At 65.4% G+C, this 24,338-nt stretch carries 18 protein-coding genes; 16 read left to right on the top strand and 2 right to left on the bottom strand.

The genetic code is table 11. The annotated features are described in order from the left end of the window. The first annotated feature begins 194 nt into the window (after window positions 1–194). The 13 genes from G474_RS0116275 to rbfA all read left to right on the top strand — a co-directional run bounded on the left by G474_RS0116275 (window position 195) and on the right by rbfA (window position 12,059). Window positions 195–491, top strand: a complete 297-nt coding sequence (locus G474_RS0116275; RefSeq protein WP_026687893.1) for a hypothetical protein — start codon at window positions 195–197, stop codon at window positions 489–491. A 97-nt stretch (window positions 492–588) separates the two neighbouring features. Beyond that, window positions 589–1,434 carry a 3',5'-nucleoside bisphosphate phosphatase gene (locus G474_RS0116270; RefSeq protein WP_026687892.1) on the top strand — a complete coding sequence of 282 codons (846 nt, stop codon included), beginning with the start codon at window positions 589–591 and terminating at the stop codon, window positions 1,432–1,434. Window positions 1,435–1,446: 12 nt separating this feature from the next. Then, complete coding sequence (locus G474_RS0116265; RefSeq protein ID WP_026687891.1) at window positions 1,447–2,079, top strand: L-threonylcarbamoyladenylate synthase; 633 nt, start codon at window positions 1,447–1,449, stop codon at window positions 2,077–2,079. 43 nt (window positions 2,080–2,122) lie between these two features. Beyond that, complete coding sequence (locus G474_RS0116260) at window positions 2,123–2,773, top strand: site-2 protease family protein (RefSeq protein WP_026687890.1); 651 nt, start codon at window positions 2,123–2,125, stop codon at window positions 2,771–2,773. 7 nt (window positions 2,774–2,780) lie between these two features. Continuing rightward, a complete protein-coding gene (locus G474_RS0116255; RefSeq protein WP_026687889.1) occupies window positions 2,781–3,983 on the top strand; it encodes a tryptophan--tRNA ligase in 1,203 nt (400 codons plus the stop codon). Beyond that, window positions 3,983–4,276, top strand: a complete 294-nt coding sequence (locus G474_RS0116250) for a lipid-A-disaccharide synthase N-terminal domain-containing protein (RefSeq protein ID WP_043464903.1) — start codon at window positions 3,983–3,985, stop codon at window positions 4,274–4,276. The genes G474_RS0116255 and G474_RS0116250 overlap by 1 nt, the downstream gene beginning before the upstream one ends. Next, complete coding sequence (locus G474_RS0116245) at window positions 4,273–5,130, top strand: segregation and condensation protein A (RefSeq protein WP_026687887.1); 858 nt, start codon at window positions 4,273–4,275, stop codon at window positions 5,128–5,130. The genes G474_RS0116250 and G474_RS0116245 overlap by 4 nt, the downstream gene beginning before the upstream one ends. Then, window positions 5,111–5,665: an SMC-Scp complex subunit ScpB gene (scpB, locus tag G474_RS21275; protein ID WP_043464900.1), complete on the top strand. Its 555-nt coding sequence runs from the start codon at window positions 5,111–5,113 to the stop codon at window positions 5,663–5,665. Before G474_RS0116245 ends, scpB begins: the two co-directional genes overlap by 20 nt. Continuing rightward, the gene (gene rluB / locus G474_RS21270; RefSeq protein ID WP_084513812.1) at window positions 5,655–6,629 is read left to right on the top strand and encodes a 23S rRNA pseudouridine(2605) synthase RluB; all 975 of its coding nucleotides are present in this window, start codon (window positions 5,655–5,657) and stop codon (window positions 6,627–6,629) included. Before scpB ends, rluB begins: the two co-directional genes overlap by 11 nt. Window positions 6,630–6,799: 170 nt before the next feature. After that, window positions 6,800–7,240: a ribosome maturation factor RimP gene (rimP, locus tag G474_RS0116230; RefSeq protein WP_026687886.1), complete on the top strand. Its 441-nt coding sequence runs from the start codon at window positions 6,800–6,802 to the stop codon at window positions 7,238–7,240. Between the two features lie 25 nt (window positions 7,241–7,265). Continuing rightward, window positions 7,266–8,738, top strand: coding sequence for a transcription termination factor NusA (gene nusA / locus G474_RS0116225; protein WP_026687885.1), 1,473 nt, complete (start codon window positions 7,266–7,268; stop codon window positions 8,736–8,738). A 15-nt stretch (window positions 8,739–8,753) separates the two neighbouring features. Continuing rightward, a complete protein-coding gene (infB, locus tag G474_RS0116220; protein ID WP_026687884.1) occupies window positions 8,754–11,573 on the top strand; it encodes a translation initiation factor IF-2 in 2,820 nt (939 codons plus the stop codon). A 78-nt stretch (window positions 11,574–11,651) separates the two neighbouring features. Then, entirely contained in the window at window positions 11,652–12,059 is a 408-nt protein-coding gene (gene rbfA, locus G474_RS0116215) for a 30S ribosome-binding factor RbfA (RefSeq protein WP_026687883.1), read from the top strand. Between the two features lie 40 nt (window positions 12,060–12,099). Here the strand turns inward: rbfA and G474_RS21265 are convergent, their stop codons facing one another. Next, window positions 12,100–13,080 carry a metallophosphoesterase family protein gene (locus G474_RS21265; protein WP_051282370.1) on the bottom strand — a complete coding sequence of 327 codons (981 nt, stop codon included), beginning with the start codon at window positions 13,078–13,080 and terminating at the stop codon, window positions 12,100–12,102. Continuing rightward, complete coding sequence (gene mutS / locus G474_RS0116205) at window positions 13,077–15,677, bottom strand: DNA mismatch repair protein MutS (protein ID WP_051282374.1); 2,601 nt, start codon at window positions 15,675–15,677, stop codon at window positions 13,077–13,079. Before mutS ends, G474_RS21265 begins: the two co-directional genes overlap by 4 nt. Before the next feature lie 47 nt (window positions 15,678–15,724). Between mutS and G474_RS0116200 the strand changes: the two genes are divergently transcribed. From G474_RS0116200 to G474_RS0116190, 3 genes are all read left to right on the top strand, one after another. Continuing rightward, window positions 15,725–15,952: a hypothetical protein gene (locus tag G474_RS0116200; RefSeq protein WP_026687881.1), complete on the top strand. Its 228-nt coding sequence runs from the start codon at window positions 15,725–15,727 to the stop codon at window positions 15,950–15,952. A 61-nt stretch (window positions 15,953–16,013) separates the two neighbouring features. Continuing rightward, window positions 16,014–18,995 carry a DEAD/DEAH box helicase gene (locus G474_RS21260; RefSeq protein ID WP_043464897.1) on the top strand — a complete coding sequence of 994 codons (2,982 nt, stop codon included), beginning with the start codon at window positions 16,014–16,016 and terminating at the stop codon, window positions 18,993–18,995. A 2-nt stretch (window positions 18,996–18,997) separates the two neighbouring features. Further along, window positions 18,998–24,196, top strand: a complete 5,199-nt coding sequence (locus tag G474_RS0116190; RefSeq protein WP_026687880.1) for a DNA methyltransferase family protein — start codon at window positions 18,998–19,000, stop codon at window positions 24,194–24,196. Window positions 24,197–24,338 lie beyond the last annotated feature (142 nt).

Genomic DNA, 24,338 nt, shown 5'->3' with positions numbered 1-24,338 from the left:
CAACTGTCCAGGGAAGAGGCCGCGCCGTTGCTGGAATTCCCCGGGGAGAAAAGTGGGGCGGCGGCGGGGGAGGCCTCCTGCTGTTTGGGGTATTAAGTCATTCGTCGTATTTTCATGGCATTTTCCGGGCCGTACAATCCGGGCCTTCACGTCCCCGGCGCCGGGGGCATTTTCATCATTCATGGAGGCGTGCCATGCTCACCCTGATACTTCCGGCTGCCGGGCTGATGGCCCTGGGGCTGGCCTACCGCCACCATCGCCAGCGCCGCAAGCAGCAACAAGTGGCCCCATCCCTGATGGCGACGGTGAAACGCCGTCGCAGCCTGCAGCGCAAGCTGCGCCGTTATCTGGACAGCGAGGTGGAGGCCCAGGCCATCGTCCGCGCCGAGGCCCGGCGGCTCCAGGTCAGCCCGGTCAGCCTCGAAGCCCTGGAGGCCGCCCTGGAGCGGGTCAAGGCCGAACAGGAAAACCCCGAAGGGGGCGTGCTCTGAGGCGAATACGGCGGCTCGCGGGCCTCCGCCCCGCCCCGGCCGGGGAAGGGCTGGCGGGAATGTGCTAGCATCCGCGTTTTGCTGTGTCTCCTGCCCCGTGTCCTCCCCCACCAATTTCGATTTTCACTGCCATTCCACTGTCTCCGACGGTCTGCTGCCGCCTGCCCAGGTGGTGCATCGGGCTGCCAGCCTGGGGGTCAGCCATCTGGCCCTGACCGACCACGATGATGTGGACGGCCTGCCCGAGGCCCGGGAGGCTGCCCTGGAAGCCGGGGTGGTGCTGGTCAATGGCGTGGAAATTTCCATTGAGTGGGAGGATTGCCCCATCCACGTGGTGGGTCTGGGCTTCGATCCCCTGCATCCGGGTTTCGTGGCCGGGCTGGCCTCGGTGCGGGGCGGCCGGGTGGAACGGGCCCGGCGCATGGGGGAATCCTTTGCCGCCATCGGCATCCCCGGGGTGTTCGAGGGGGCCATGCGCTATGCGGGCAATCCCCTCCTGATCTCCCGGGCCCATTTCGCCCGCTACCTGGTGGAGATCGGCCTGTTCAAGGAGCCCCGCAACGTCTTCGAGCACTATCTGGTGCCGGGCAAGCCAGGGTATGTGGAGCACCGCTGGGCCAGCCTGGCCGATGCCGTGGGCTGGATCCGCGCCGCGGGCGGGGTGGCCGTGGTGGCCCATCCGGGCCGTTACCGCATGTCCGGCGGCGAGATGCGCCGCTTCCTGGGGGACTTCAAGGACCTGGGTGGAGCCGCCCTGGAGGTGGTGTGCGGCAGTCATAACGCCGACCATGTGCTGCATTTTGCGCGCCTGGCCCGGCAGTTCGAATTCCATGCTTCCCGGGGCTCCGATTTTCATGGGCCGGAGGAAAGCTATGTGGACCTGGGCCGTTTGGCACCCCTGCCGGAAGACCTGAAACCGGTCTGGCGCCTGCTGGATCTCTAAAAAGAACTCACCATGCCGCAATTGCTTGCTGTCCACGCCGACAATCCCCAGCCGCGCCATCTGGCCCGGGCCGCCGAACTGCTCCGGGACGGGGCGGTCATCGCCTTTCCCACCGATTCCTGCTACGCCCTGGCCTGCCATCTGGGGGACAAGGAAGCCCTGGACCGGCTGCGCATCATCCGGGAGATGGATGAGCGCCATCACCTGACCCTGATGTGCCGGGACCTGTCCGAGATCGCCAAGTATGCCCGGGTGGACAATGCCCAGTACCGGCTGCTCAAGGCGGCCACCCCGGGCAGCTACGTGTTCATCCTCGAAGGCACCAAGGAGCTGCCGCGCCGGGTCATGCATCCCAAGCGCAAGACCATAGGCCTGCGGGTGCCCGAGCATCCGGTGGCCCTGGCCCTGCTGGAGGAGCTGGGCGAGCCTCTGCTCACCAGCACCCTGCTGCTGCCCGGGAGCGAAGATCCTCTCACCGAGGGATGGGAAATCCAGGATGCTCTGGCCGGGCGTATCGAGCTGATCCTGGACGGCGGCCAGTGCGGCACCGAGCCCACCACGGTGGTGGACCTGACCGGCCCGGCGCCGGTCCTGGTACGCCAGGGCCGGGGAGCCCTGGAACCCTTCGGGCTGAGCCCGGAATGAAAGCCGGCGCCTCTGCTACCATGACCGCTTTTTGTGGCATGCCATGGAAAGCGTGATCCAGACCCTGGCCCTGGCGGCCCTGCCGGTGATCTTCGCCATCACCCTGCACGAGGCCGCCCACGGTTACGCCGCCCGCCATTTCGGTGATCCCACCGCCTGGCAGGCGGGGCGCATCAGTCTCAACCCCCTGCGCCACATCGACCTGTTCGGCACCATCCTGCTGCCCGTCGGCATCCTGGTGCTCTCCTTCGGCAGCTTGCTGTTCGGCTACGCCAAGCCGGTGCCGGTGAATTTCAACCGCCTGCGCCGTCCCAAGCAGGACATGTTCTGGGTGGCGGCGGCGGGGCCGGCCGCCAATCTGGTGATGGCCCTGTTCTGGGCGGGGCTCCTGAAGCTGGCCTGGGAAATGCCGACCCACCTGTACACCCTGCCCCTGTCGGAAATGAGCAAGATCGGCATTTCCATCAACCTGGTGCTGATGGTCCTCAACCTGCTGCCCCTGCCGCCCCTGGACGGGGGGCGCATCGCCGTCAGCCTGCTGCCCATGGCCCAGTCCAGGCTGCTGGCCCGGGTCGAGCCCTTCGGTTTCCCCATCCTGATCCTGCTGCTGTTTACCGGCATCCTGAAATCCATCCTGTGGCCCGTCGTCGAGCTGATGACCCGCCTCATCCAAACCCTTTTCCAGTTGTATTGAAACCATCATGTACGCAGAACGAGTTCTTTCCGGCATGCGCCCCACGGGCGCCCTGCACCTGGGCCATTACCACGGGGTGCTGGCCAACTGGGTCAAGCTCCAGCATCAGTATCCCTGCCTGTTCTTCGTGGCCGACTGGCATGCCCTGACCACCCAGTACGACGATCCCCGGCTGATCCACCAGAACAGCATGGAGATGGTGGTGGATTGGCTGGCGGCGGGGGTGGACCCGAGCCAGGCCACCATCTTCATCCAGTCCCGGGTGCCCGAGCATGCGGAACTGCACCTGCTGCTCTCCATGATGACGCCCCTGGGCTGGCTGGAGCGGGTGCCCACCTACAAGGACCAGCAGGAAAAGCTCTCCAGCAAGGACCTGTCCACCTACGGTTTCCTCGGCTATCCGCTCCTGATGAGTGCCGACATCCTGATCTACCGGGCCGACAAGGTGCCGGTGGGCGAGGATCAGCTGCCCCACGTGGAATTCACCCGGGAGCTGGTGCGCCGCTTCAACCACATGTACGGCCGCGAACCCGGCTTCGAGGAAAAGGCCAGGGAGGCGGTAAAGAAGCTGGGCAGCAAGCGGGCCCGGCTGTACGACGATCTGCGTACCCGTTTTCAGCAGAAGGGGGACAAGGAAGCCGTGGAGCAGGCCCATGCCCTGCTGGACGAGATCCAGCACCTGTCCGTGGCTGACCGGGAGCGGCTGTTCGGCTACCTGGAAGGCACGGGCAAGATGATCCTGGCTGAACCCGGCGCCCTGCTCACGGAGGCCTCGCGCATGCCGGGCCTGGACGGGCAGAAGATGAGCAAGTCCTACAACAACACCATCACCCTGCGGGAAGCCGAGGATTCGGTGGCCAAGAAGGTGCGCTCCATGCCCACCGATCCGGCCCGGATGCGCCGCACCGATCCGGGTGATCCCCTGAAATGCCCGGTCTGGCAGCTGCACCTGGTCTATTCCGACGACACCTGCCGGGCCTGGGTCCAGGAAGGCTGCAAGAGCGCCGGGATCGGCTGCATCGACTGCAAGCAGCCGGTGATCGAAGGTATCCTCAAGGAACAGGCGCCCATGCGGGAGCGGGCCCGCTACTACCAGGAAGATCCGGACCTGGTGAAGCGCATCATCAACGACGGTTGCGAGAAGGCCCGGGACCTGGCCCGGGAAACCATGCGTGACGTGCGCGAGGCCATGGGCCTGGATTACAGCTGATGGATTTCACCCTCGACGAGGCGCTGGTCTGGATCGCCATCGGCTTTCTCGGCCAGGCCCTGTTCTCGGCCCGCTTCATCATCCAGTGGCTTTCCAGCGAGAAGGCCGGGAAGAGCGTCGTGCCCCTGTCGTTCTGGTACTTCAGCATTGCCGGCGGCGCGGTGCTCACCGCCTACGCGGTGTACCGCAAGGACCCGGTATTCATCTTCGGCCAGGGCCTGGGGCTGCTCATCTACGTGCGCAACCTGATGCTCATCTACCGGCACCGGGAGCAGGAGCGGGAAGCTCCATGAGCCAGGTGGTGGAGCTGGAGGCCGGCGCCGTGGTGGATATCCCGGCCCTGGCGCGCATCTACGGCCAGCCCCTGGTGCAGATGCCCCTGGACCTGTACATCCCTCCCGACGCCCTGGAGGTGATGCTGGATGCCTTCGAAGGCCCCCTGGACCTGCTCCTCTACCTGATCCGCAAGGCCAATGTGGATATCCTCGACATCCCCATGGCGCCGCTCACCCGCCAGTACCTGGATTACGTGGAGACCATGCGGGCCCAGAACCTGGAGCTGGCGGCCGAATACCTGGTCATGGCGGCCATGTTGATCGAGATCAAGTCGCGCATGCTGCTGCCCCGGCCCAAGCCCGCCGAGGGAGAAGAAGCCGAGGACCCCCGGGCCGAACTGGTGCGCCGCCTGATGGAGTACGAGCAGATCAAGCTCGCCTCCCAGAAACTCAACACCCTGGACCAGGCCGAGCGGGATTTCCTCTGGGTCGAGACCCTGGTGGAAAAGACCCTGATCAAGCGCTATCCGGAAGTGAGTCTGGCGGATCTCCAGGAGGCCTGGCGCGGCATCCTGCGCCAGGCCTCCCTGCACAAGCACCACCAGATCCGCCGCGAGGAGCTGTCGGTGCGCGAGCACATGGGCCTGATCCTGCGCCAGCTCCAGGAGCAGGGCGGGCATGTGGCTTTCGAGGACCTGTTCGACCCGCGCATGGGGCCTCCGGGCCTGGTGGTGCACTTCATCGCCATGCTGGAGCTGGCCCGGGAGCGCCTGGTGGAAATCACCCAGACCGAGGCCTTTCAGCCCATTTACGTGAAACAGGCCAGCCGTAACGCCGAGAGCGAGGTGAATTATGGATCTGACCAGGCTTAAGCTGATCCTGGAAGCCGCCCTGCTGGCGGCCCAGGAACCCCTGGGCCTCAACGACCTGAAGCAGATGTTCGACGAGGAACTGGCCAACGACCTGCTGCGCAAGCTGCTCGATGAACTCCGGGACGACTGGAAGGACAAACCGGCGGAGCTGGTGCAGCTGGCCTCCGGCTGGCGCTTTCGCACCCGGGTGGAGTACATGCCCTACCTGGAGCGGCTCAACCCGGACAAGCCGCCCAGATATTCCCGGGCGGTGCTGGAAACCCTGTCCATCATCGCCTATCGTCAGCCTGTGACCCGGGGCGATATCGAGGAAATCCGGGGGGTGGCGGTGAACACCAACGCCATCCGGGCCCTGGAAGAACGGGGCTGGATCGATGTGGTGGGACACCGGGAAACCCCGGGGCGGCCCGCCCTCTACGCCACCACGCGCAAGTTCCTCGACGACCTGGGCCTGAGAAGCCTGAGTGAATTGCCGGCCCTGGAGGCCGTGAACCCCCATAACCCAACCTTGCTGGAGCTCGCCGATGCGGCCTAAGAAAACCCCTTTCCGTCCCCCCTCCAAGACCGCGCCTCCCGCAGGACGGCGGGGGCGGGGCGCTGCCGGGCCCGAAGACGCCGGCCCGGCCCCTGAAGACGACACCAGTCCGGCGGCCCGGCGCGGCCCGTCACCCCGTCCCGCCGCCCCCGGCCGGGGCGGCAACCCGCGCCGCTCCGGTCCGGCGGCGCCGGAACCTGCCAGCGAGCGCCTGCACAAGGTCCTGGCCCAGGCCGGCATCGGTTCCCGCCGGGAAATGGAAGCCTGGATCGCCGAAGGCCGGGTGCAGGTCAACGGGGAGCCCGCCCACGTGGGCCAGAGCGTCGGCCCCAGGGACCGGGTCAAGGTGAACGGCCGGCTGGTGAATCTGCATTTCTCCAGCCGCCTGCCCCGGGTGATCCTCTACCACAAGCCCGAGGGAGAGATCGTCTCCCGGGACGATCCGGAAGGCCGTCCCAACGTCTTTGCCAACCTGCCGCGCCTGCGCGGCGGCCGCTGGGTGGCCGTGGGCCGCCTGGACCTGAACACCTCGGGGCTGATCCTGTTTACCACCTCCGGCGAACTGGCCAACCAGCTCATGCACCCGGGTTCCGAACTGCTGCGCGAGTACGCGGTGCGGGTGCTGGGGGAGCTTTCCATCGAAACCCAGCGCCAGCTCCTGGACGGGGTGATGCTCGAAGACGGCCCGGCCCAGTTCGCCTCCCTGGAGGATGGGGGCGGGCAGGGCGCCAACCACTGGTACCGGGTCAGCCTTTACGAGGGGCGCAACCGGGAAGTGCGGCGCATGTTCGAGGCCGTGGGCAGCAAGGTGAGCCGCCTGATGCGGGTGCGTTACGGGCCTTTCCTGCTGCCCCCCTGGCTGAAACGGGGCCAGAGCCGGGAACTGGAAGAGGCGGACGTGAAGCGGCTGATGGCGGGGCTGAAGGCTGCGGCCCCCAGGCCGGCCCAGGGCGAAACTCCCTGAGTTCCCTTTTCTGAACGCTCCCCTCCGGCTTCCGGGCCGGATGCCTGATGCCGTCCGGGCCTTGGCTCGGACGGCAAAAGTCGTTATAATTCTGTGGTTTGTTCCGCCGGCCGATTTCCCGGCGCGGCTTTTTTTGGGATGGGCTTCGCGCCCATTTTTTTATTTTGGCTATGGATTTGCACAATCTTCTGGAAAAAACGGTCAACGGCCTCGGTTACGAGCTGGTCGATCTGGAGCTCTCCCCCAAGGGGCGGACCCTGCGTGTCTTCATCGACAAACAGGACAAGGAGGGCGGTATCGACGTGGACGACTGCGTCACGGTCTCCAATCAGCTGTCCCGGGTGCTGGAAGTCGAGAATGTGGATTACGACCGTCTGGAGGTGTCGTCCCCGGGCCTGGATAGGCCCGTCAAGAAGCCTGAGGATTTTCAACGCTTTGCCGGTCAGGACATCCAGTTGCGTGTCCGCATGCCTTTGAACGGGCGGCGCAACTTCCAGGGGGAACTCCTGGGTCTGAGGGATGGCAAGGTGGCGCTGCGCCTGGATTCGGGCGAAGTGGAACTGGATCTGGAAAATATCGAGAAAGCACGTCTGGTGCCCGACTTCGGTTGAGCCTGGCGGATTAGGAGGTCTGACGATGAGCCGTGAAATGTTGTTGCTGGTGGATGCCCTGGCACGGGAAAAGAATGTGGCCAAGGACGTGGTGTTTGGCGCCCTGGAAATGGCCCTGGCTTCTGCTACCAAGAAGCGTATCCACGATGAAGCGGATGTATGGGTGACCATCGACCGCAACACGGGGAACTATGAGTCCTTCCGCCGCTGGCAGGTGGTCGCCGACAGCGAGTATGTGAACGAATTCACCCAGATTCCCCTTTCCGATGCCCAGAAGGACGATCCGGACGTGGAAGTGGGGGATTACCTGGAAGAGGCCCTGGAGCCCATCGACTTCGGCCGCATCGGCGCCCAGGCCGCCAAGCAGGTGATCCTGCAGAAGATCCGCGACGCCGAGCGGGAACAGATTCTGGCCGACTTCCTGGAACGCAAGGAGCACATCGTCTCCGGCACCATCAAGCGCATGGAGCGCGGCAACGCCATCGTCGAAGCCGGCAAGATCGAAGCCCTGCTGCCCCGGGACCAGATGATCCCCAAGGAAAACCTGCGCGTCGGCGACCGGGTCAAGGCCTATCTGCTGCGCATCGACCGGGGTGCCCGCGGTCCCCAGATCATCCTCTCCCGCACCGCGCCCGAATTCATCATCCGCCTCTTCGAAATCGAAGTGCCGGAAATCGAGGACGGCCTGATGGAGCTCAAGGCCTGCGCCCGGGACCCCGGTCTGCGCGCCAAGATCGCTGTCAAGTCCAATGATCCCCGGGTAGACCCCATCGGCACCTGCGTCGGCATGCGCGGTACCCGGGTCACCGCCGTCAGGAACGAGATCGGCGGCGAAAACATCGACATCGTGCTGTGGTCCGCCGACCCGGCCCAGTTCGTGATCGGCGCCCTGTCCCCGGCCGAAGTCTCCTCCATCGTGGTGGACGAAGACCGGCACGCCATGGACGTGGTGGTGGACGAGGACAACCTGGCCATCGCCATCGGCCGTAGCGGCCAGAATGTGCGTCTGGCCTCCGAACTGACCGGCTGGACCATCAACCTGATGACCCAGGAAGAGTCCGAAAAGCGTTCCGAGGCCGAATCCGCCGCCACCCGTCTGCTGTTCATGGAAAAGCTGGACATCGACGAGGAACTGGCGGATCTGCTGATCGAGGAAGGCTTCTCCACCCTGGAGGAAGTGGCCTATGTGCCGCTGGCCGAAATGCTCGAAATCGAGGGGCTGGACGAGGATATCGTCAATGAGCTCCGCAATCGTGCCCGCAACGTTTTGCTGACGGAAGCCATCGCCGCCGAGGAACAGCTCGAGCAGGTGGCCGAAGACCTCCTGAACCTGGAAGGCATGGACAAGGAAATGGCTGCCAAACTGGCGGGCCATGGCATCAAGACGCGGGATGACCTGGCCGAACTGGCCGTGGATGAACTCACCGATATCACGGGTATGGAGGAAGAAAAGGCGAAGGCCATGATTCTCAAGGCCCGGGAACATTGGTTCGAGTAAGGGGGATAGCAATATATGTCGACAACCATCGTTTCCCAGTTCGCCAATGAACTGAAAATGCCTGTGGATTCCCTGCTGGAGCAACTGGCGAAGGCAGGGGTCAACAAACAGGGGCCCCAGGACAGCCTCACCGATCAGGACAAGGCCCGGCTGCTGGAATTCCTGCGCCGCTCCCACGGGGAAGGGGAGACCAAGACCAAGATCACCCTGACCCGCAAGGAAACCTCCGAGATCAAGGCCACCGACGCCCATGGCCGGGCCCGTACCGTGCAGGTGGAAGTGCGCAAGAAGCGGGTGCTGGTGAAGCGGGACCCCGCCGCCGAGCTGCTGGCCGGCGAAGCCAAGGCGGCCGAAGCCGTGGCCGAGCCCGTTGTGGCCCCCGTCTCCGCGCCCGAACTGGCCCCGGAACCCGTGCCCGAGCCCGTCATCGAGACCCCCGTGGCCGTCGAGCCCGAGCCCGCCCCGGTGGTGGAACCGGAACCCGTGCCCGAGCCCGTGCAGGAAGCGCCGGAACCCGAGCCGGAGCCCGAGCCCGTGGTCCAGGCCCCCGAGCCTGAACCCGCTCCCCAAGCCGCCCCTCAGGCAGCCCCCGAACCTGTCGCCGAGGCCGCTCCGGCCCCGGTGCGCAAGACCAAGACCGTGGTCAAGCAATCCTTCCTGGGTGAAGCCGAGCTGAAGGCCCGGGCCGAGGAAGAGCGCCGCCACCGGGCCCTGCTGGAAATGCAGGCCCGGGAACTGAAGGAAAAGCAGGAACGCCAGGCCGAACTGGCCCGTCTGCGCCGCGAAGCCGAAGAGAAGGCCGCTGCCGCCAAGGCCGCCGAAGCCGCCAAGCAGGCGGCCGCAGCCCAGGGCGCCGCCAGCGATGCCAAGCCCACCGACAAGACCCTGCACAAGAAGGCCGACGACAAGAAGGGCGTCAAGGGCAAGGACGGCTGGGACGACGGCAAGAAGAAGGGCGGCCTCAAGACCCGTGGCACCGTGGGTGGCACCGGCTGGAAGGAGGGCGGCAAGCACGGCAAGAAGAGCTCCCCCAAGGGCGAGAGCGAAGGCGGCTTCCAGGCCCCCACCGAACCCATCGTGCGCGAAGTGCATGTGCCCGAGACCATCTCCGTGGCCGACCTGGCCCACAAGATGGCCATCAAGGCCACCGAAGTCATCAAGGCCCTGATGAAGATGGGCTCCATGGTCACCATCAACCAGGTTCTGGACCAGGAAACCGCCATGATCGTGGTGGAAGAAATGGGCCACGTGGCGGTTGCCGCCAAGCTGGACGACCCGGATGCCTTCCTGGACGATCATCACGCCGAGCACAAGGACGTGCCCCTGGAGCCCCGCGCTCCCGTGGTCACCGTCATGGGCCACGTGGACCACGGCAAGACCTCCCTGCTGGACTGCATCCGGCGCGCCAAGGTGGCCGCGGGTGAAGCCGGCGGCATCACCCAGCACATCGGCGCCTACCACGTGGAAACCGATCGCGGCATGATCACCTTCCTGGACACCCCGGGTCACGAGGCCTTCACGGCCATGCGGGCCCGCGGCGCCAAGGCCACCGATATCGTCATCCTGGTGGTGGCCGCCGACGACGGCGTGATGCCCCAGACCAAGGAAGCCATCCACCACGCCAAGGCGGCCGGTGTGCCCATCGTGGTGGCGGTCAACAAGATCGACAAGCCCGAAGCCAACCCGGACCGGGTCAAGCAGGAACTGGTGGCCGAAGGGGTGATCCCCGAAGAATACGGCGGCGATTCCCCCTTCATGCCGGTCTCGGCCAAGAAGGGCCTGGGCATCGACGAGCTGCTGGAAAACGTGCTGCTCCAGGCGGAAGTGCTGGAACTCAAGTCCGCCAAGGATGCCCCGGCCAAGGGCTTGATCATCGAAGCCCGTCTGGACAAGGGCCGCGGCCCCGTGGCCACCATGCTGGTGCAGTCCGGCACCCTGAAGCAGGGTGACGTGGTGCTGGCCGGCCCGGTGTTCGGCCGCATCCGCGCCATGCTCGACGAGAACGGCAAGCCCATCAAGGAAGCCGGTCCCTCCATCCCCGTGGAAATCCTGGGGCTTTCCGATGTGCCGGCCGCCGGCGAGGAAGCCATGGTGATGACCGACGAGAAGAAGGCCCGGGAAATCGCCCTGTTCCGTCAAGGCAAGTTCCGCGACGTGAAGCTGGCCAAGCAGCAGGCTGCCAAGCTGGAATCCATGTTCGAGCAGATGGGCGAAGGGGAAGTGAAGTCCCTGGCCCTGATCGTCAAGGCCGACGTGCAGGGTTCCCAGGAAGCCCTGGTGCAGACCCTGACCAAGCTTTCCAACGAGGAAGTGCGGGTGAACGTGATCCACGGCGCCGTGGGCGGCATCAGCGAATCCGACGTGAACCTGGCCCAGGCCTCCGGTGCCGTCATCATCGGCTTCAACACCCGGGCCGACGCCGGTGCCCGCAAGCTGGCCGAAAGCTTCGGCGTCGATATCCGCTACTACAACATCATCTACGACGCCGTGGATGACGTGAAGGCCGCCCTGTCCGGCATGCTGGCCCCGGAAAAGCGGGAAGTCATCACCGGCATGGTGGAAATCCGCCAGGTGTTCCTCATCTCCAAGGTGGGCGCCATTGCCGGCTGTCTGGTGCAAGAAGGCGTGGTCAAGCGCACTTCCCGCATCCGGCTGCTGCGCAACAACGTGGTCACCTGGGATGGCGAGCTGGACTCCCTCAAGCGCTTCAAGGACGACGCCAAGGAAGTCAAGGCTGGCTTCGAATGCGGCCTGTCCCTGAAGCACTTCAACGAGATCAAGGAAGGCGACATGCTGGAAGCCTACGAGATCCAGGAAGTGGCCCGTACCCTTTAAGCAGCAAGCAAAGGAAACCATGGGGCGAGGCGAGGCTGAACAGCCCCGGCCTCGCTTCATTTTTCCCGGAGTCTAGACATGAAGAATTTTTCCCGTGCCGACCGGGTCTGCGAGCAGATCCGCCGCGATCTGGCCGACATCATCCGTGGCGAACTGAAGGACCCCCGCATCGGCATGATCAGCCTCACCGCCGTGGAGCTGACCCCCGATTACGCCCACGCCAAAATCTATTTCACCACCCTGGACATCTCCCACCTGCCTGAGATCCAGGCCGGCCTGCGCCGCGCCAGCGGTTTCATGCGCCGGGAGCTGGGGCGCCGGGTGCGCATCCACACCCTGCCCGAGCTGCACTTCGTGCACGATGATTCCCTGGAGCGGGGCGCCAGTCTCTCCAAGCTGATCGACGAGGCGGCAGCCCTGTCGCGCGGCAGCGAAGAGGACGGCGCAGCAGAAGCGGGGGAGCAGCCTCCCGAAGCGGGCAAGTAAGCCGCTTTCCTGACTGAAAAGGCCCCGACGGGGCCTTTTCTCATTGAGCTGGGGACGGCATTGGCGTCGGTATCGGCGGCCAGGGGTGCAGGGTGAAGCTGAACAGTTCCGGGGTGTTCGGGTCGATCACCGCCTCGATCCAGCCCATGCTCGGGTAGCCGTAGCTTTCCACCCGGGTGAAGCGTTGCTGGGGCCGCCGGGACGGGTCGAGCAGGGGATGGTCCACCCGGGCCTGGTGGGTGTCCCCGTGCACCAGGACCACCTGGCCCTTGAAGCGCTCGGTCTCGCCGCGCAGGGTTTCCAGGAACTGCAGGTAAGAGCGGTGGCCCAGCCCCTGGGCGAAGTGCTTGAGCCCCGGGTTGGCCTGGATCAGTACCACCACCCCCGCGAGCTTCTTGCGCCGGGCCAGGGCGAAGGAGTTGGTGAGCCAGTCGAGCACCGCCGGGTGGCGCTGGCGGAATTCTTCGGAGGGTACGTCGGTCTTGCCCCAGTTGTTGTCGCCGCCGGGCAGGTTGAGGGTGACGAACAGCACCGGGCCCAGGATGAAGCGGCTGTGTTCCCGGTAGGGGCCGGCCTGGCGTTCCAGGCTCAGTTTCTTCCGGCCCAGGCTGCGGTTGTCGGTCCAGAACAGGCGGCGCAGTTGTTCCAGCCGTTCCTCGGGCTCGTAGCTGCCGTTGCTGGCCCGGTGGCAGTCGGTCCAGTCGTTGTCCCCGGGCACATAAACCAGGGGCACCGGGCTGGCCTGGAAGAGGGCCAGCCGGTCGGCGAATACCGCGTCATCGCAGCGGCCGCCGCCGTGCTTGATGTCCCCCACGTGGATGACGACCCGGGTATCGGCCTGGGCGATGGCTTCCAGCATCAGGGGGAGTTCCCGGCGTTCGGCTTCCGAGTAGGGCACATCACCGATCAGGGCAACGCGCCAGGTGGGGGCGGGCAGGCCCTCGGCCCGGGCCGGGAGGGCGGCCTGCAGCCCCAGCAGGAGCCCCAGCAGCAGCGTGACCTGGCGTGCGCTCAGGCTCAATGCAGCAGCCCCTTCAGGGCGTACAGGGCCTCCAGGGCTTCCCGGGGGGTAAGGCTGTCCGGGTCCAGGGCTTCGAGCTGGTCCAGCACCGGGTGGGGTTCGGTGTGCACTTCCGGCTCCAGGGCCGGGGCGCTGGCGAACAGGTCGGGCTGCAGGGGATTTTCCGAAGCCTTCTGCTCCAGGTCCCGCAACTGCTTTTTCGCCGCCCGCACCACGGCCCCGGGCATGCCGGCCAGGGCCGCCACCTGAATCCCGTAGCTCTGGTTGGCCGGGCCTTCCTCCACCGCGTGCAGGAAGACGATGCGCTCCCCGTGCTCCACCGCGTCCAGATGCACGTTGGCCAGGGTCGGGTAGTCCTGGGCCAGGCGGGTGAGCTCGAAATAGTGGGTGGCGAACAAGGTCAGGCTGCGGTTCTTCTCCAGCAGGTGGCGGCAGATGGCAAAGGCCAGGGCCAGGCCGTCGAAGGTGGAGGTGCCCCGGCCGATCTCGTCCATCAGCACCAGGCTGTTGGGGCTGGCGTGGTGCAGGATGGCGGCGGCCTCGGTCATTTCCACCATGAAGGTGGAGCGGCCCGAAGCCAGGTCGTCGGAGGCGCCGATGCGGGTGAAGATGCGGTCCAGGGGGCCTAGCGTGGCGGCCGCGGCGGGCACGAAGCTGCCCACGTGGGCGAGCAGGGCGATCAGGGCCGTCTGGCGCATGTAGGTGGATTTACCGCCCATGTTGGGGCCGGTGATGAGCAGCAGGCGGCGGCTGTCGGTGAGGTCCAGGTCGTTGGCGATGAAGGTGTCGCCGCTGCCTTCCATTTCTCCTTCCACCACCGGGTGGCGCCCGCCCTGGATGCGGATGCCCGCTTCGCTGCTGAACTCGGGCCGGCACCAGTTGCGGCGCAGGGCCGTGTCGGCAAAGCTGGCCAGCATGTCGAGCTGGGCCACGGCCCGGGCGATGGCCAGCAGGCGGCTGACTTCCGGCTGCAGGCGGTTGAGGATGTCCTCGAACAGGGCCTTTTCCCGGGCCAGGCCCCGCTCCTGGGCGGACAGGGCCTTGTCCTCGAAGGCCTTCAACTCCGGGGTGATGTAGCGCTCGGCGTTCTTCAGGGTCTGGCGGCGGCGGTAATCCTCGGGAATCTTGTCCACATGGGTGTGGGTCACCTCGATGTAGAAGCCATGCACCTTGTTGTATTCCACCTTGAGGCTGGCGATGCCGGTGCGTTCCCGCTCCCGCACTTCCAGGTCCATCAGGAAGGCGCCGCAGTTGTCGTTCAGGGCCCGGAGTTCGTCCAGGTCCGCATCAAAGCCCGGGGCGATCACACCGCCATCGCGGATCAGGGCGGCGGGCTCGGCGGCAATGGCCCGGCTCAGGAGTTCCAGGGCTTCCCCCGGAGCCACCAGCTCGGCCGCCAATTGGGTGAGCAGGGGGGCCAGCACGGGGCTGGCCTCCCGGGCGGGGAGAAGCGGTGCCGCCAGTTCCGGCAGCTGGGCCAGGGAATCCCGCAGGGCGGACAGGTCCCGGGGCCGTGCATTCATCAGGGCAATGCGCCCGGCGATGCGCTCCAGGTCGGCCTGGCCCTTCAAGGCCCGGCGCACCTGCCCGGCCAGATGGCCGTAGTCTTCCAGCAATACGGCCACCGCCTCCTGGCGGGCGGCGGGCAGGGCCGGGTCCCGCAGGGGATGGTGCAGGGCCTGGCGCAGGTAACGGGCCCCCATGCTGGTGACGCAGGTGTCGAGCAGGGAAAACAGGGTGGGGGCCGGCTGGCCCCGCAGGGTCTCGGTGAGTTCCAGGTTGCGCCGGGTGGCGGTGTCCAGCCCCAGGTAGGCGCCTTCCAGCTCCACCTGCAGGCCCTGTACGTGGGGCAGGGCCCGGGCCTGGGTGGCCTGGGCGTACTGGAGCAGGGCGCCGGCCGCCGCCAGGGCCGGGCCCAGGTCGTCGGCCCCGAAGCCGCCCAGGGAGCGCACCTTGAAATGGTCGCAGAGCAGGGCTTTGGCGCTGTCCGGCTCGAAATGCCAGTCCGGCCGGCGGGTGCGGGCCACCCCTTCGGGCAGGGCGATCTCCAGGCTATCCGGCAGCAGGATTTCGGCCGGGCGGATACGCTCCAGGGTGGCGCCCAGCTGGGCGGCGGGAATCTCGGTGAGGATGAATTCGCCGCTGGCCAGGTTCAAGCGGGCCAGGCCCACCGTCTGGCGCGCCTGGGTCAGGGCCAGGAGCAGCACATCCCGGCGTTCATCCAGCAGGGAGGCATCGGTAAGGGTGCCCGGAGTGACGATGCGGGACACGGCCCGCTCCACTGGCCCCTTGCTGGTGGCCGGGTCGCCGATCTGCTCGCAGATCACCACCGACTCCCCCAGCTTCACCAGCTTGGCCAGGTAGCCTTCCAGCGCGTGGTAGGGAATGCCCGCCATCTTGATGGGCACCCCGGCCGACTGGCCCCGGGTGGTGAGGGTGATGTCCAGCAGCCGCGCTGCCTTCTCCGCATCCCCGTAGAACAGCTCGTAGAAATCCCCCATGCGGTACAGCAGCAAGGTGTCCGGATGCTGGGCCTTGAGGGCCAGGTACTGCTGCATCATCGGGGTGTGCTTGGCGCTGTCGGCGGACTTGCTCATGGGATTGTCGGTATCGGGCAAAGGGCGGATTTTAGCAGGGGTCAGGCATGTCGCCCGAAGCCATGGGGATTTGCTGGCGGCTACTGTTAAGCAAATCGGCAGATGTAGTTGCTTGGGCGCATTTGGCAATGCTGTTCCACGACACCGGGCAGATCGAACAGGCGGGGGCTGCGGCGGAAATCAAAGAGCCGATAAAGGTGAAACTGTTCGGCATTTTCCCGGGCAAAGCTGACCTTGAATTAAACATTGCCTTTGCTATCCGTGCTCTCTCCTGATTCACTGCTTCTGAGATAATCCAGGGTCTGATTTAAGCAAGCTTCATAAGCCGCCTCCCAGATGCTTCCCTTTGCTCCCGGTTCCCGCGTCCTCATTCGCGACGAAGAATGGCTTGTCCGCCGCATCGACCCCGCTACTGACGGTGGTTGGCTCCTCACCTGCGATGGTATTTCCGAGCTGGTGCGCAGCCAGTCGGCGCTGTTCCTGACCAGCCTTGAAGATGAAATCGCCGTTCTTGACCCGGAAAAGACCGAGCTCATCCCCGACGATACACCGGCCTACAACGCGAGCCTCCTTTATCTCGAGAGCCTGCGCCGGCGCAACGTCGCCAATGACGACAAGGTGCACCTCGGCCACCGTGGCGTGATGAATCTCGTGCCTTATCAGCTCGACCCAGCGCTGCAGGCGCTACGGCAGCCGCGCTCGCGCATCCTGATTGCAGATGCGGTCGGTCTGGGCAAGACGCTGGAAGCCGGGGTGCTCGCCACCGAACTGATTCAGCGCGGCCGGGGCAAGCGCATCCTGGTCGTCACGCAGAAGGCCATGCTCACCCAGTTCCAGAAGGAGTGGTGGAGCCGCTTTTCCATCCCGCTGGTGCGGCTGGATTCGGTGGGCCTGGCTCGGGTGCGCAACCGCATCCCCGCCAATCACAACCCGTTCAATTACTTCGACCGCAGCATCATTTCCATCGACACCCTCAAGAGCAACCTCGAGTACCGCAACTACCTTGAGAATGCTTGGTGGGACATCATCGTCATCGACGAATGCCATAACGTCGCTGCCCGGGCTGGTGAGTCTGGGCTCTCGCGCCGCGCGAAACTCGCCAAGCTGCTCGCTACCCGCTCGGATACCCTGATGCTGCTCTCGGCCACGCCACACGACGGCTCGGCGCGCAGCTTCGCCTCACTGATGAGCCTCTTGGACCCCACGGCCATCTCCGATCCCGACGACTACACGCCGGACGACTTCCGCAGCAAGGGTCTGGTCATCCGCCGTTTCAAGAAGGACATCCGCGACCAGGTCAGCGCCGACTTTCAGGAGCGTGTCACCAACTGCCTGCGGGCACCCGCCAGCGTGCAGGAAGAAGCCGCTTACCGTGCCCTGCTGGAAATTCCTTTCACCCAGGGCGGTGAGCACAAGGCCGGCAAGCAGCAGGAGTTGCAGCGTGTCGCCATGCAAAAGGCGCTGTTTTCCAGTCCGGCTGCTGCGCTGGAATCCACAAAGAAGCGCATTGCGTTGTTGCAGAGCAAGTCCGGCTCTACACCGGATGAAGCCACCGAAATCGAGAGCCTCTGCTATTTCGAGGAAGCCCTGGTGCCGCTAGCCACCGACCCGGCAGCGACCCAGTTCAGCAAATACCAGCGCCTCAAGCAGCACCTGCAATCGGCCGACTTCGGTTGGGACGTGAAGAGCGCCGAAGACCGCCTGGTCATCTTCTCCGAGCGCATCGAAACCCTGCGCTGGCTGCGTGAGCACCTCACGGCTGATCTCAAGCTCAAGCCCAATCAACTCGAAGTGCTGCACGGCCAGATGGCTGACACCGAGCAGCAGGAGCTGGTTGAGCGCTTTGGCCGCCTCGACGACCCGCTGCGCATCCTGCTGTGCTCGGACGTCGCCAGCGAAGGTCTTAACCTGCACTATTTCTGCCACCGCCTGGTGCACTTCGATTTGCCTTGGTCGCTAATGGTCTTCCAGCAGCGCAACGGCCGTGTCGACCGCTACGGGCAGAAGCATCAGCCGCACATCGTCTATCTCTTCACCGAGACGGAAAACGAAAAGATCAGGGGCGACCTGCGCATCCTGGAAATCCTTGAGCGCAAGGACGAGCAGGCCAACTTCAACCTGGGCGACCCATCCGCCTTCCTCAACGTTTTCGACCCGGACAAGGAAGCGGAGAAGGTCGCCGACTTCATGGCTGAAGGCCTCAGCCCGGAAGCGGTCGAGGCCACCATGGACGAAGCGGCCGCTTCCGATTCGGACAATGACGGCGACTGGCTGATGACCCTCTTCGGCGGCGGCAGCGCCACCGAAGACGCCACGCCAGCACCTGCCGCGAGCAGCAGTCTCGACCACATCGCCGAGCCCGCCTCGCTCTTCGACAGCGACTTCCACTACGCCAAGACCGCGCTGACCCTGCTCAACCAGGGACAGACCCTGTGCCAGTGGAACGCTGAGGAAGCCGAGCAGCTGATTGCGCTCACCGCGCCGCTGGATTTGAAGGAGCGGTTAGTCGGTAATCGGCAACGAATGGGCGTACTACCATTTGAAGCTCAGGCCGACAACGACCACTACGCCCTCTGCGCCGACCCCAAGCGCATGGCAGACGCCATCGAAGTAGCACGGCAGGCCCGTGCCGAGCAAGATACCTGGCCCAAACTGCACTACCTCTGGCCACAGCACCCCATCATCGAATGGATGGGCGACCGCGTGCTCACTCACTTCGGCCGCCACCGGGCGCCGCTCTTGCAAAGCCACAAGCTCGCGCCGGGTGAGCAGGCCTTTATCCTCATGAGCCTCATCCCCAACAAGAAAGGCCAGCCCATGCTGGTCGAGTGGCAGGTGGCCAGCCGGGTAGGGCAGGGCGTTGCTGCGCCGTTTAAGCTGGAATCCTTTGACGCCTTCATCGCCCGCGCCGGCCTCAAGGCGGGTGGCTTACCCAACCGTGGCCACACCCCAGAACTTGCCGCCACCACCCAGGCCATGCAGAGCGCCTTGCCCGCTGCGGTGCGCACCATGCATGCTTACATGCTCCAGCAGCAGGCTGCCTTCTCAGTCGAGCTCGCCCAGCGCCTCGAAGGCACGCTGGCCGACTTGCAGCGCTTGCAGTGGCGCCAGTTGGAGCAGCTCAGTCTCGACCTCGAAAAGCAGCTCGAAACCGTCAAGCGCGGCCGCTTCGAGCAGCGTAGCCGTGACATTCACCGCGTCTTCGATGATTACCGGCGCTGGGTGGAAGACACCCTCACCACCGAGCCCCAGCCCTGGATTCAGGTGCTCGCTGCCGTCTGCAATCCCAGTTCCACCGCTGCCGTTGCCGGAGCCTGACCATGCCTGTACTTGAAGCCGTACAAACCTTCGCCGGCATCACCAACGAAAACGAGTTCTACAGCCATCACTATCTGGCCGAAGTCTTCAAGGGCGACATCAAGGCCCGGCTTGACGCCTGGGAAGCAGCAGAATCCAGCCAGACCGAGGATGCTGAGGATGACCGCCACCGTGCTCCCCACAAGCGCCTGCAATCCTGGGCGCAAAAGTGGTTTGCCCTGCGTAGTCAGGTGCAACGAGCGGCTGATCCTGCAGAACGCTGGCGCCTGTTCTCCCAGCTCCAGACCGGTTTGCTGCAGGCCCTCGGCCACGCCGCGCCGGGCAAGCTGCCCACCGCCCATGAACTTGCCGCCGGTCAGCCCTTGCCGTTCTGGCACCTGCAACTGCCGCAGCTCGCCCTCATCCCCGCCTACCAGCCCGGCGCGGAAAACGAAGATCTGCTCGACCACGGCCTGATGAGCCTGCACTACGGCGGCGAGCCGGTGCCGCAAGCCCTGCGTCATGAAACCTGGGCCGACCTGCTCTCCGACGCCGTTTTCGGTGCCGACGCCCCGCCGCGCTACGTCCTGCTGTGCGGGCTCGACGAATGGCTGCTGCTCGACCGCTACAAGTGGCCGAATAACCGAGCCCTGCGTTTCAACTGGGCCGACATTCTCGACCGCAAGGACGCCGACACCCTCAAGGCCTGCGCCGCGCTCTTGCATAAGGACTGTCTCGCGCCCGGCGAAGGCAACAGCCTGCTGGAAAGCCTGGACGAAAACGCCCACAAGCACGCCTTCGGTGTCAGCGAAGACCTCAAGCACGACCTGCGCGAAGCCATCGAGCTGCTCGGCAACGAAGCCGCTCGCCAGCTGCGCGAGCAGGCCATCGCAGCCAAGAAAGGCATTTTCAGCGGCAAGGACCAGCTCGATGCCGGCGACCTCAGTCTGGAATGCCTACGCCTGGTCTATCGACTGCTCTTCATGTTCTACATCGAGGCCCGCCCGGAACTCGGCTACGTGCCTATCGGCAAGAGCGACATCTACCTCAAGGGCTACAGCCTGGAGAGCCTGCGCGACCTGGAGATGCAGCCGCTCACCACGCCGAATGCTCGCGAGGGCTTCTACTTCGACGCCACCCTGCGCCGTCTCTTCAGCTTGGTAGCCGAAGGCACCGGCCTGGGCGGCCCGACCCAGCAGGCGCTGGGTGTGGCTGGCAACAACAGCGGCAGCACCGTCGCCGGCGCCCGCGAAACCTTCGCCCTGGCGCCGCTGGACAGCCGCCTGTTCGACGACAGCACCCTGCCGCTGCTGGGCAAGGTCCGCTTCCCCAACCACATCTGGCAGACCGTCATCCGCCTCATGTCGCTCACCCGAGGGCAGGGCCGGGGTCGGCGCAGTGGCCGGGTCAGCTATCAGCTGCTCTCCATCAACCAGCTCGGCGCGGTGTATGAGGCACTGTTGAGCTACCGAGGCTTCTTCGCGTCCGACGACTTGTACGAGGTCAAGCCCGCGCCCAAGAAGGGCAAGGCTGCCGCCGAAGACGATGACGCCGACAGCGACGATGAAGGCAGTGACGACAGCAGCGACAACGAGGCCGTCGACGACAGCGCCGGTCGCGGTCGCCGCAAGGGCAGTGGTGTCGCCTCAGACGCCGACAAGCTCGACACCGCCTGGTTCGTGCCCGCCAGTCGCCTGAATGAATACACCGAAGACGAGCGCGTCTACGACACTACCGACGCCGGCCACCGCAAGCTGCGCATGTACCCCAAGGGCAGCTTCATCTACCGCTTGGCGGGCCGTGACCGCCAGAAGAGCGCCAGCTACTACACCCCGCAGGTGCTCACCCAGTGCCTGGTCAAATACGCCCTAAAGGAACTGCTGGCCCCGGAAAACGGCCGGGTGAAGCTGGCCGACGACATCCTCACGCTCACCGTCTGTGAGCCCGCCATGGGCAGCGCGGCGTTCCTGAACGAAGCGGTCAACCAGCTTGCCGAGGCTTATCTGGAGAAGAAGCAACAGGAACTCGGCCGCCGCATCCCCCACGACCGCTACCCGCAGGAACTGCAAAAGGTGCGCATGTACCTGGCCGACCGCAATGTGTTCGGCGTGGACTTGAACCCGGTGGCGGTGGAGCTGGCCGAAGTCTCCCTGTGGCTCAACGCCATCTATGGCGAGCTGGACGAGGCCGGCAATCCCGTCACCGACGCCCAGGGCCGGCCGCTGCCCGCCCGCGTGCCCTGGTTCGGCTACCAGCTTTTTGCCGGCAACAGCCTCATCGGTGCCCGCCATCAGGTCTATAACGCCGCTGCGCTCAGGAAGGGTGCCAAGCCCGCCTGGCATGAGGAACCTCCGCGCCGGGTCACATTGGATGGCCCGCGCAAGCCGGACGAAATCTGGCACTTCCTGCTGCCGGACCCAGGCATGGCCAACTACACCGACAAGGCCGCCAAGGCCCTGTACCTGGACGACTTCGAGCGCCTCAAGCGCTGGCGCAAGGACTTCACCCGCCCGCTGGAGCCGCATGAGGTTGCCCGCCTGCAGCAGTTGAGCGAGCGCGTCCAGGCCCTGTGGCAGGAACACACCCAGGCACTGGCCAGAGACCGCGAGCGCACCGAAGACGCCCTCGACCTCTGGCCGCATAAGGTGGGCGCCTTGGACAACGCTTCTGGCGAGGCCATCACCCGCGCCCAGAAAGAAGCCATCCGCCGCGCCGGCCTCTTCAATGAAGACGGCGACTATGCCACCCCCTTCCGCCGCCTCAAGCTGGTGATGGATTACTGGTGCGCTCTGTGGTTCTGGCCCATCACCGAGAGCAGCAAGCTGCCCAGCCGCGAGGCATGGTGGCTGGAGATCGGTGCCATCCTCGAAGGCAACGTGGTCGACCTCGCGCCGCAACCGGGGCTGGATTTCACCGAACCGGCGGTGCCCCAGCAACTGCTGCCGGACATTCAGGACGACCTGTTCGGCGTGGTGCAGCCCACGCTCGCCACCCGGCCCGCCGGCGCCAACCTGCACGACAAGTTCGGCCAGCTACGCATCAGCAAACTGCGCCAGCACTTTCCGCGTATCGGGGAGGTCGAGGCAGTCGCCGCCGCCCAGCGCTTTCTGCACTGGGAGCTGTGTTTTGCGGATGTGTTGCTGCAGCGCGGTGGCTTCGACCTGATTCTGGGGAACCCGCCCTGGCTCAAGGTGGAATGGAACGAGGCCGGCATTCTGGGCGAGCAAAACCCGGTATTCGCGGTGCGCAAGGTCAGCGCCAGTGAGCTGGCCAAGCTGCGGGCGCAGGCCTTCGAGGACTTTCCCGGCCTGCAGGCGGCTTGGACCGAGGAGCTGCAGGAAGCATCAGGCGCTCAGAACTTTCTGAATGCGGTCCAGAACTACCCACTGCTACAGGGCATGAAGGCAAACCTCTACAAGTGCTTCATGCCGCTGGCCTGGGGGCTGAACAGTGCGCAGGGGGTGACAGGGTTGCTGCATCCGGAAGGGCCGTATGACGATCCTGACGGTGGCCCGCTGCGCGAGGCGGTGTATGCGCGGCTGCGGCGGCATTTCCAGTTCACAAACGAAATGCTGTTGTTCGCGGAGGTCGATAACCACACGCGCTACAGCATCAATGTTTATGGACCGTCTCGCCCCGCACCGGGCTTTGACCAACTGGCTAACCTGTTTGTCCCTGCAACCATTGATTCCTGTTACCAGCACGAAGGAGCTGGGCCGGTAGGAGGCTACAAGAACGAGGCAGGGAAATGGAACACCGCCGGCCACCGCGACCGCATCGTGCGGGTGGATGAGGCAGCGCTCGCCACCTTTGCCCGCTTGTACGACGAACCCGGCACTCCGGCCCGCCGTGCCCGCTTGCCGGCCCTGCATGCAGGCACCTTGAACAGCGTGCTGGCTAAGCTGGCAGTCTATCCTCGCCGGCTTGCAGACCTTGGTGAGGATTACTACTCGACCCAGCATTGGAACGAAAAACTGGCGCAAGACGATGGCACTATTCGTCGCCGCCCCACCAGCGACGCCGGTTTCCCTGCCAGCCCGGAAGACTGGGTGCTCTCCGGCCCGCATTTCTTCGTCGCCAACCCCTTCAACAAAACGCCGTTCAAGGCCTGCACGTCGAACAAGGCCTACGCGCAACTCGACCTCGAAGCCCTGCCCGACGACTACCTGCCGCGCACCAACTACCGCCCCATGGCCGACCGCGCCGAATACCTGCGCCGCACGCCGCGGGTGAGCTGGGTGGAAGAGGGCGAGACACAGGGGCGGGCGGTGACGGAGTTTTTCCGGCTGGTGAACCGGGAAATGATTGGACCTTCGTCTGAGCGGACGCTCATCACTACGCTGATGCCGCCGGGTGCTGCTCACATCAACACCCTTCTTGCCCACGCTTTTCGGGATGACAAAGAGTTGTGCGGCGCGTTGGCTTACACCCAGTCGCTGCTTGCCGATTTCCGCGTGAAGTCGACGGGGATGGGGCACGCCAACACCACGCTGGTTGGGCAGTTACCGATTCCAACGGGCTGGCAGCCGCACGTTGTGGCCCGTACTCTCGCCCTCAACTGCCTCACCTTCCACTACGCCCCCCTGTGGGAAGAAATCTTCGACCCCGACTTCGCCGACCAGCGCTGGAGCCAGCCCGACAACCCGCGCCTGCCGCAGGACTTCTGGCCCAGCCTCACCCGCGACTGGACCCGCGACTGCGCCCTGCGCAGCGACTGCGCCCGCCGCATGGCACTGGTGGAAATCGACGTGCTGGTGGCCCAGGCGCTCGGCCTGACGCTTGATGAACTGCTGCTCATCTACCGCGTCCAGTTCCCGGTGATGCAGGGCTACGAGCGCGACACTTGGTACGACATCAAGGGCCGCATCGTCTTCACCAACAGCAAGGGCCTGGTCGGCGTCGGCCTGCCGCGCAAGGGCAGCCGCAGCAGCCCCAAAACCCGCATCACCACCCCCGATGGCCAGGTGCGCGAAGGCAACTTCGGCTGGGAAGACCTGTGGAGCTACCCCGCCGAAGGCGCCGACGAGGCCACGCTGAAGCAGGGCGGCACCCCCAAACTGCCCGACGGCACCGTCATCACCCAGTGGGTCACCGACGACACCCTCCCCGGCGGCCCCCGCACCGTCGAGCGCAGCTACACCGCCCCCTTCGGCCGCGCCAACCGGGAGGAGGATTACCGCATAGCCTGGACGTTTTTTGAAGGCAAGGAGGGGGTGGGGTGAGCTGCAACTGGCTGGAGATGCTGACCAGCTGGCTGGGGTTTCCGACACGATTGCGTTCTGTGCCTTGTTGCTGGCGGCCTGGGCAGGGTGGAGCGCCCACCGGTCGGCAAGAGAGGCCAAGCGTGCGAACCATGCTGCGCGT

This window comes from Azovibrio restrictus DSM 23866, from assembly GCF_000429665.1.
In the GTDB taxonomy this organism is placed as follows: Bacteria; Pseudomonadota; Gammaproteobacteria; order Burkholderiales; family Rhodocyclaceae; genus Azovibrio; species Azovibrio restrictus.
This window is presented reverse-complemented; position numbering and strand designations above follow the sequence as displayed.

Excerpts from the sequence above, each read along its gene's own strand:
- rbfA (WP_026687883.1), top strand. The coding sequence starts at position 11,652 with ATGAAGAATTTTTCCCGTGCCGACCGGGTCTGCGAGCAGATCCGCCGC.
- G474_RS0116275 (WP_026687893.1), top strand. The coding sequence starts at position 195 with ATGCTCACCCTGATACTTCCGGCTGCCGGGCTGATGGCCCTGGGGCTG.
- G474_RS0116255 (WP_026687889.1), top strand. The coding sequence starts at position 2,781 with ATGTACGCAGAACGAGTTCTTTCCGGCATGCGCCCCACGGGCGCCCTG.
- G474_RS0116265 (WP_026687891.1), top strand. The coding sequence starts at position 1,447 with ATGCCGCAATTGCTTGCTGTCCACGCCGACAATCCCCAGCCGCGCCAT.
- G474_RS21260 (WP_043464897.1), top strand. The coding sequence starts at position 16,014 with ATGCTTCCCTTTGCTCCCGGTTCCCGCGTCCTCATTCGCGACGAAGAA.
- rimP (WP_026687886.1), top strand. The coding sequence starts at position 6,800 with ATGGATTTGCACAATCTTCTGGAAAAAACGGTCAACGGCCTCGGTTAC.
- mutS (WP_051282374.1), bottom strand. The coding sequence starts at position 15,677 with ATGAGCAAGTCCGCCGACAGCGCCAAGCACACCCCGATGATGCAGCAG.
- scpB (WP_043464900.1), top strand. The coding sequence starts at position 5,111 with ATGGATCTGACCAGGCTTAAGCTGATCCTGGAAGCCGCCCTGCTGGCG.
- G474_RS0116260 (WP_026687890.1), top strand. The coding sequence starts at position 2,123 with ATGGAAAGCGTGATCCAGACCCTGGCCCTGGCGGCCCTGCCGGTGATC.
- G474_RS0116250 (WP_043464903.1), top strand. The coding sequence starts at position 3,983 with ATGGATTTCACCCTCGACGAGGCGCTGGTCTGGATCGCCATCGGCTTT.
- G474_RS0116245 (WP_026687887.1), top strand. The coding sequence starts at position 4,273 with ATGAGCCAGGTGGTGGAGCTGGAGGCCGGCGCCGTGGTGGATATCCCG.
- G474_RS0116200 (WP_026687881.1), top strand. The coding sequence starts at position 15,725 with ATGTCGCCCGAAGCCATGGGGATTTGCTGGCGGCTACTGTTAAGCAAA.
- G474_RS0116190 (WP_026687880.1), top strand. The coding sequence starts at position 18,998 with ATGCCTGTACTTGAAGCCGTACAAACCTTCGCCGGCATCACCAACGAA.
- infB (WP_026687884.1), top strand. The coding sequence starts at position 8,754 with ATGTCGACAACCATCGTTTCCCAGTTCGCCAATGAACTGAAAATGCCT.
- rluB (WP_084513812.1), top strand. The coding sequence starts at position 5,655 with ATGCGGCCTAAGAAAACCCCTTTCCGTCCCCCCTCCAAGACCGCGCCT.
- nusA (WP_026687885.1), top strand. The coding sequence starts at position 7,266 with ATGAGCCGTGAAATGTTGTTGCTGGTGGATGCCCTGGCACGGGAAAAG.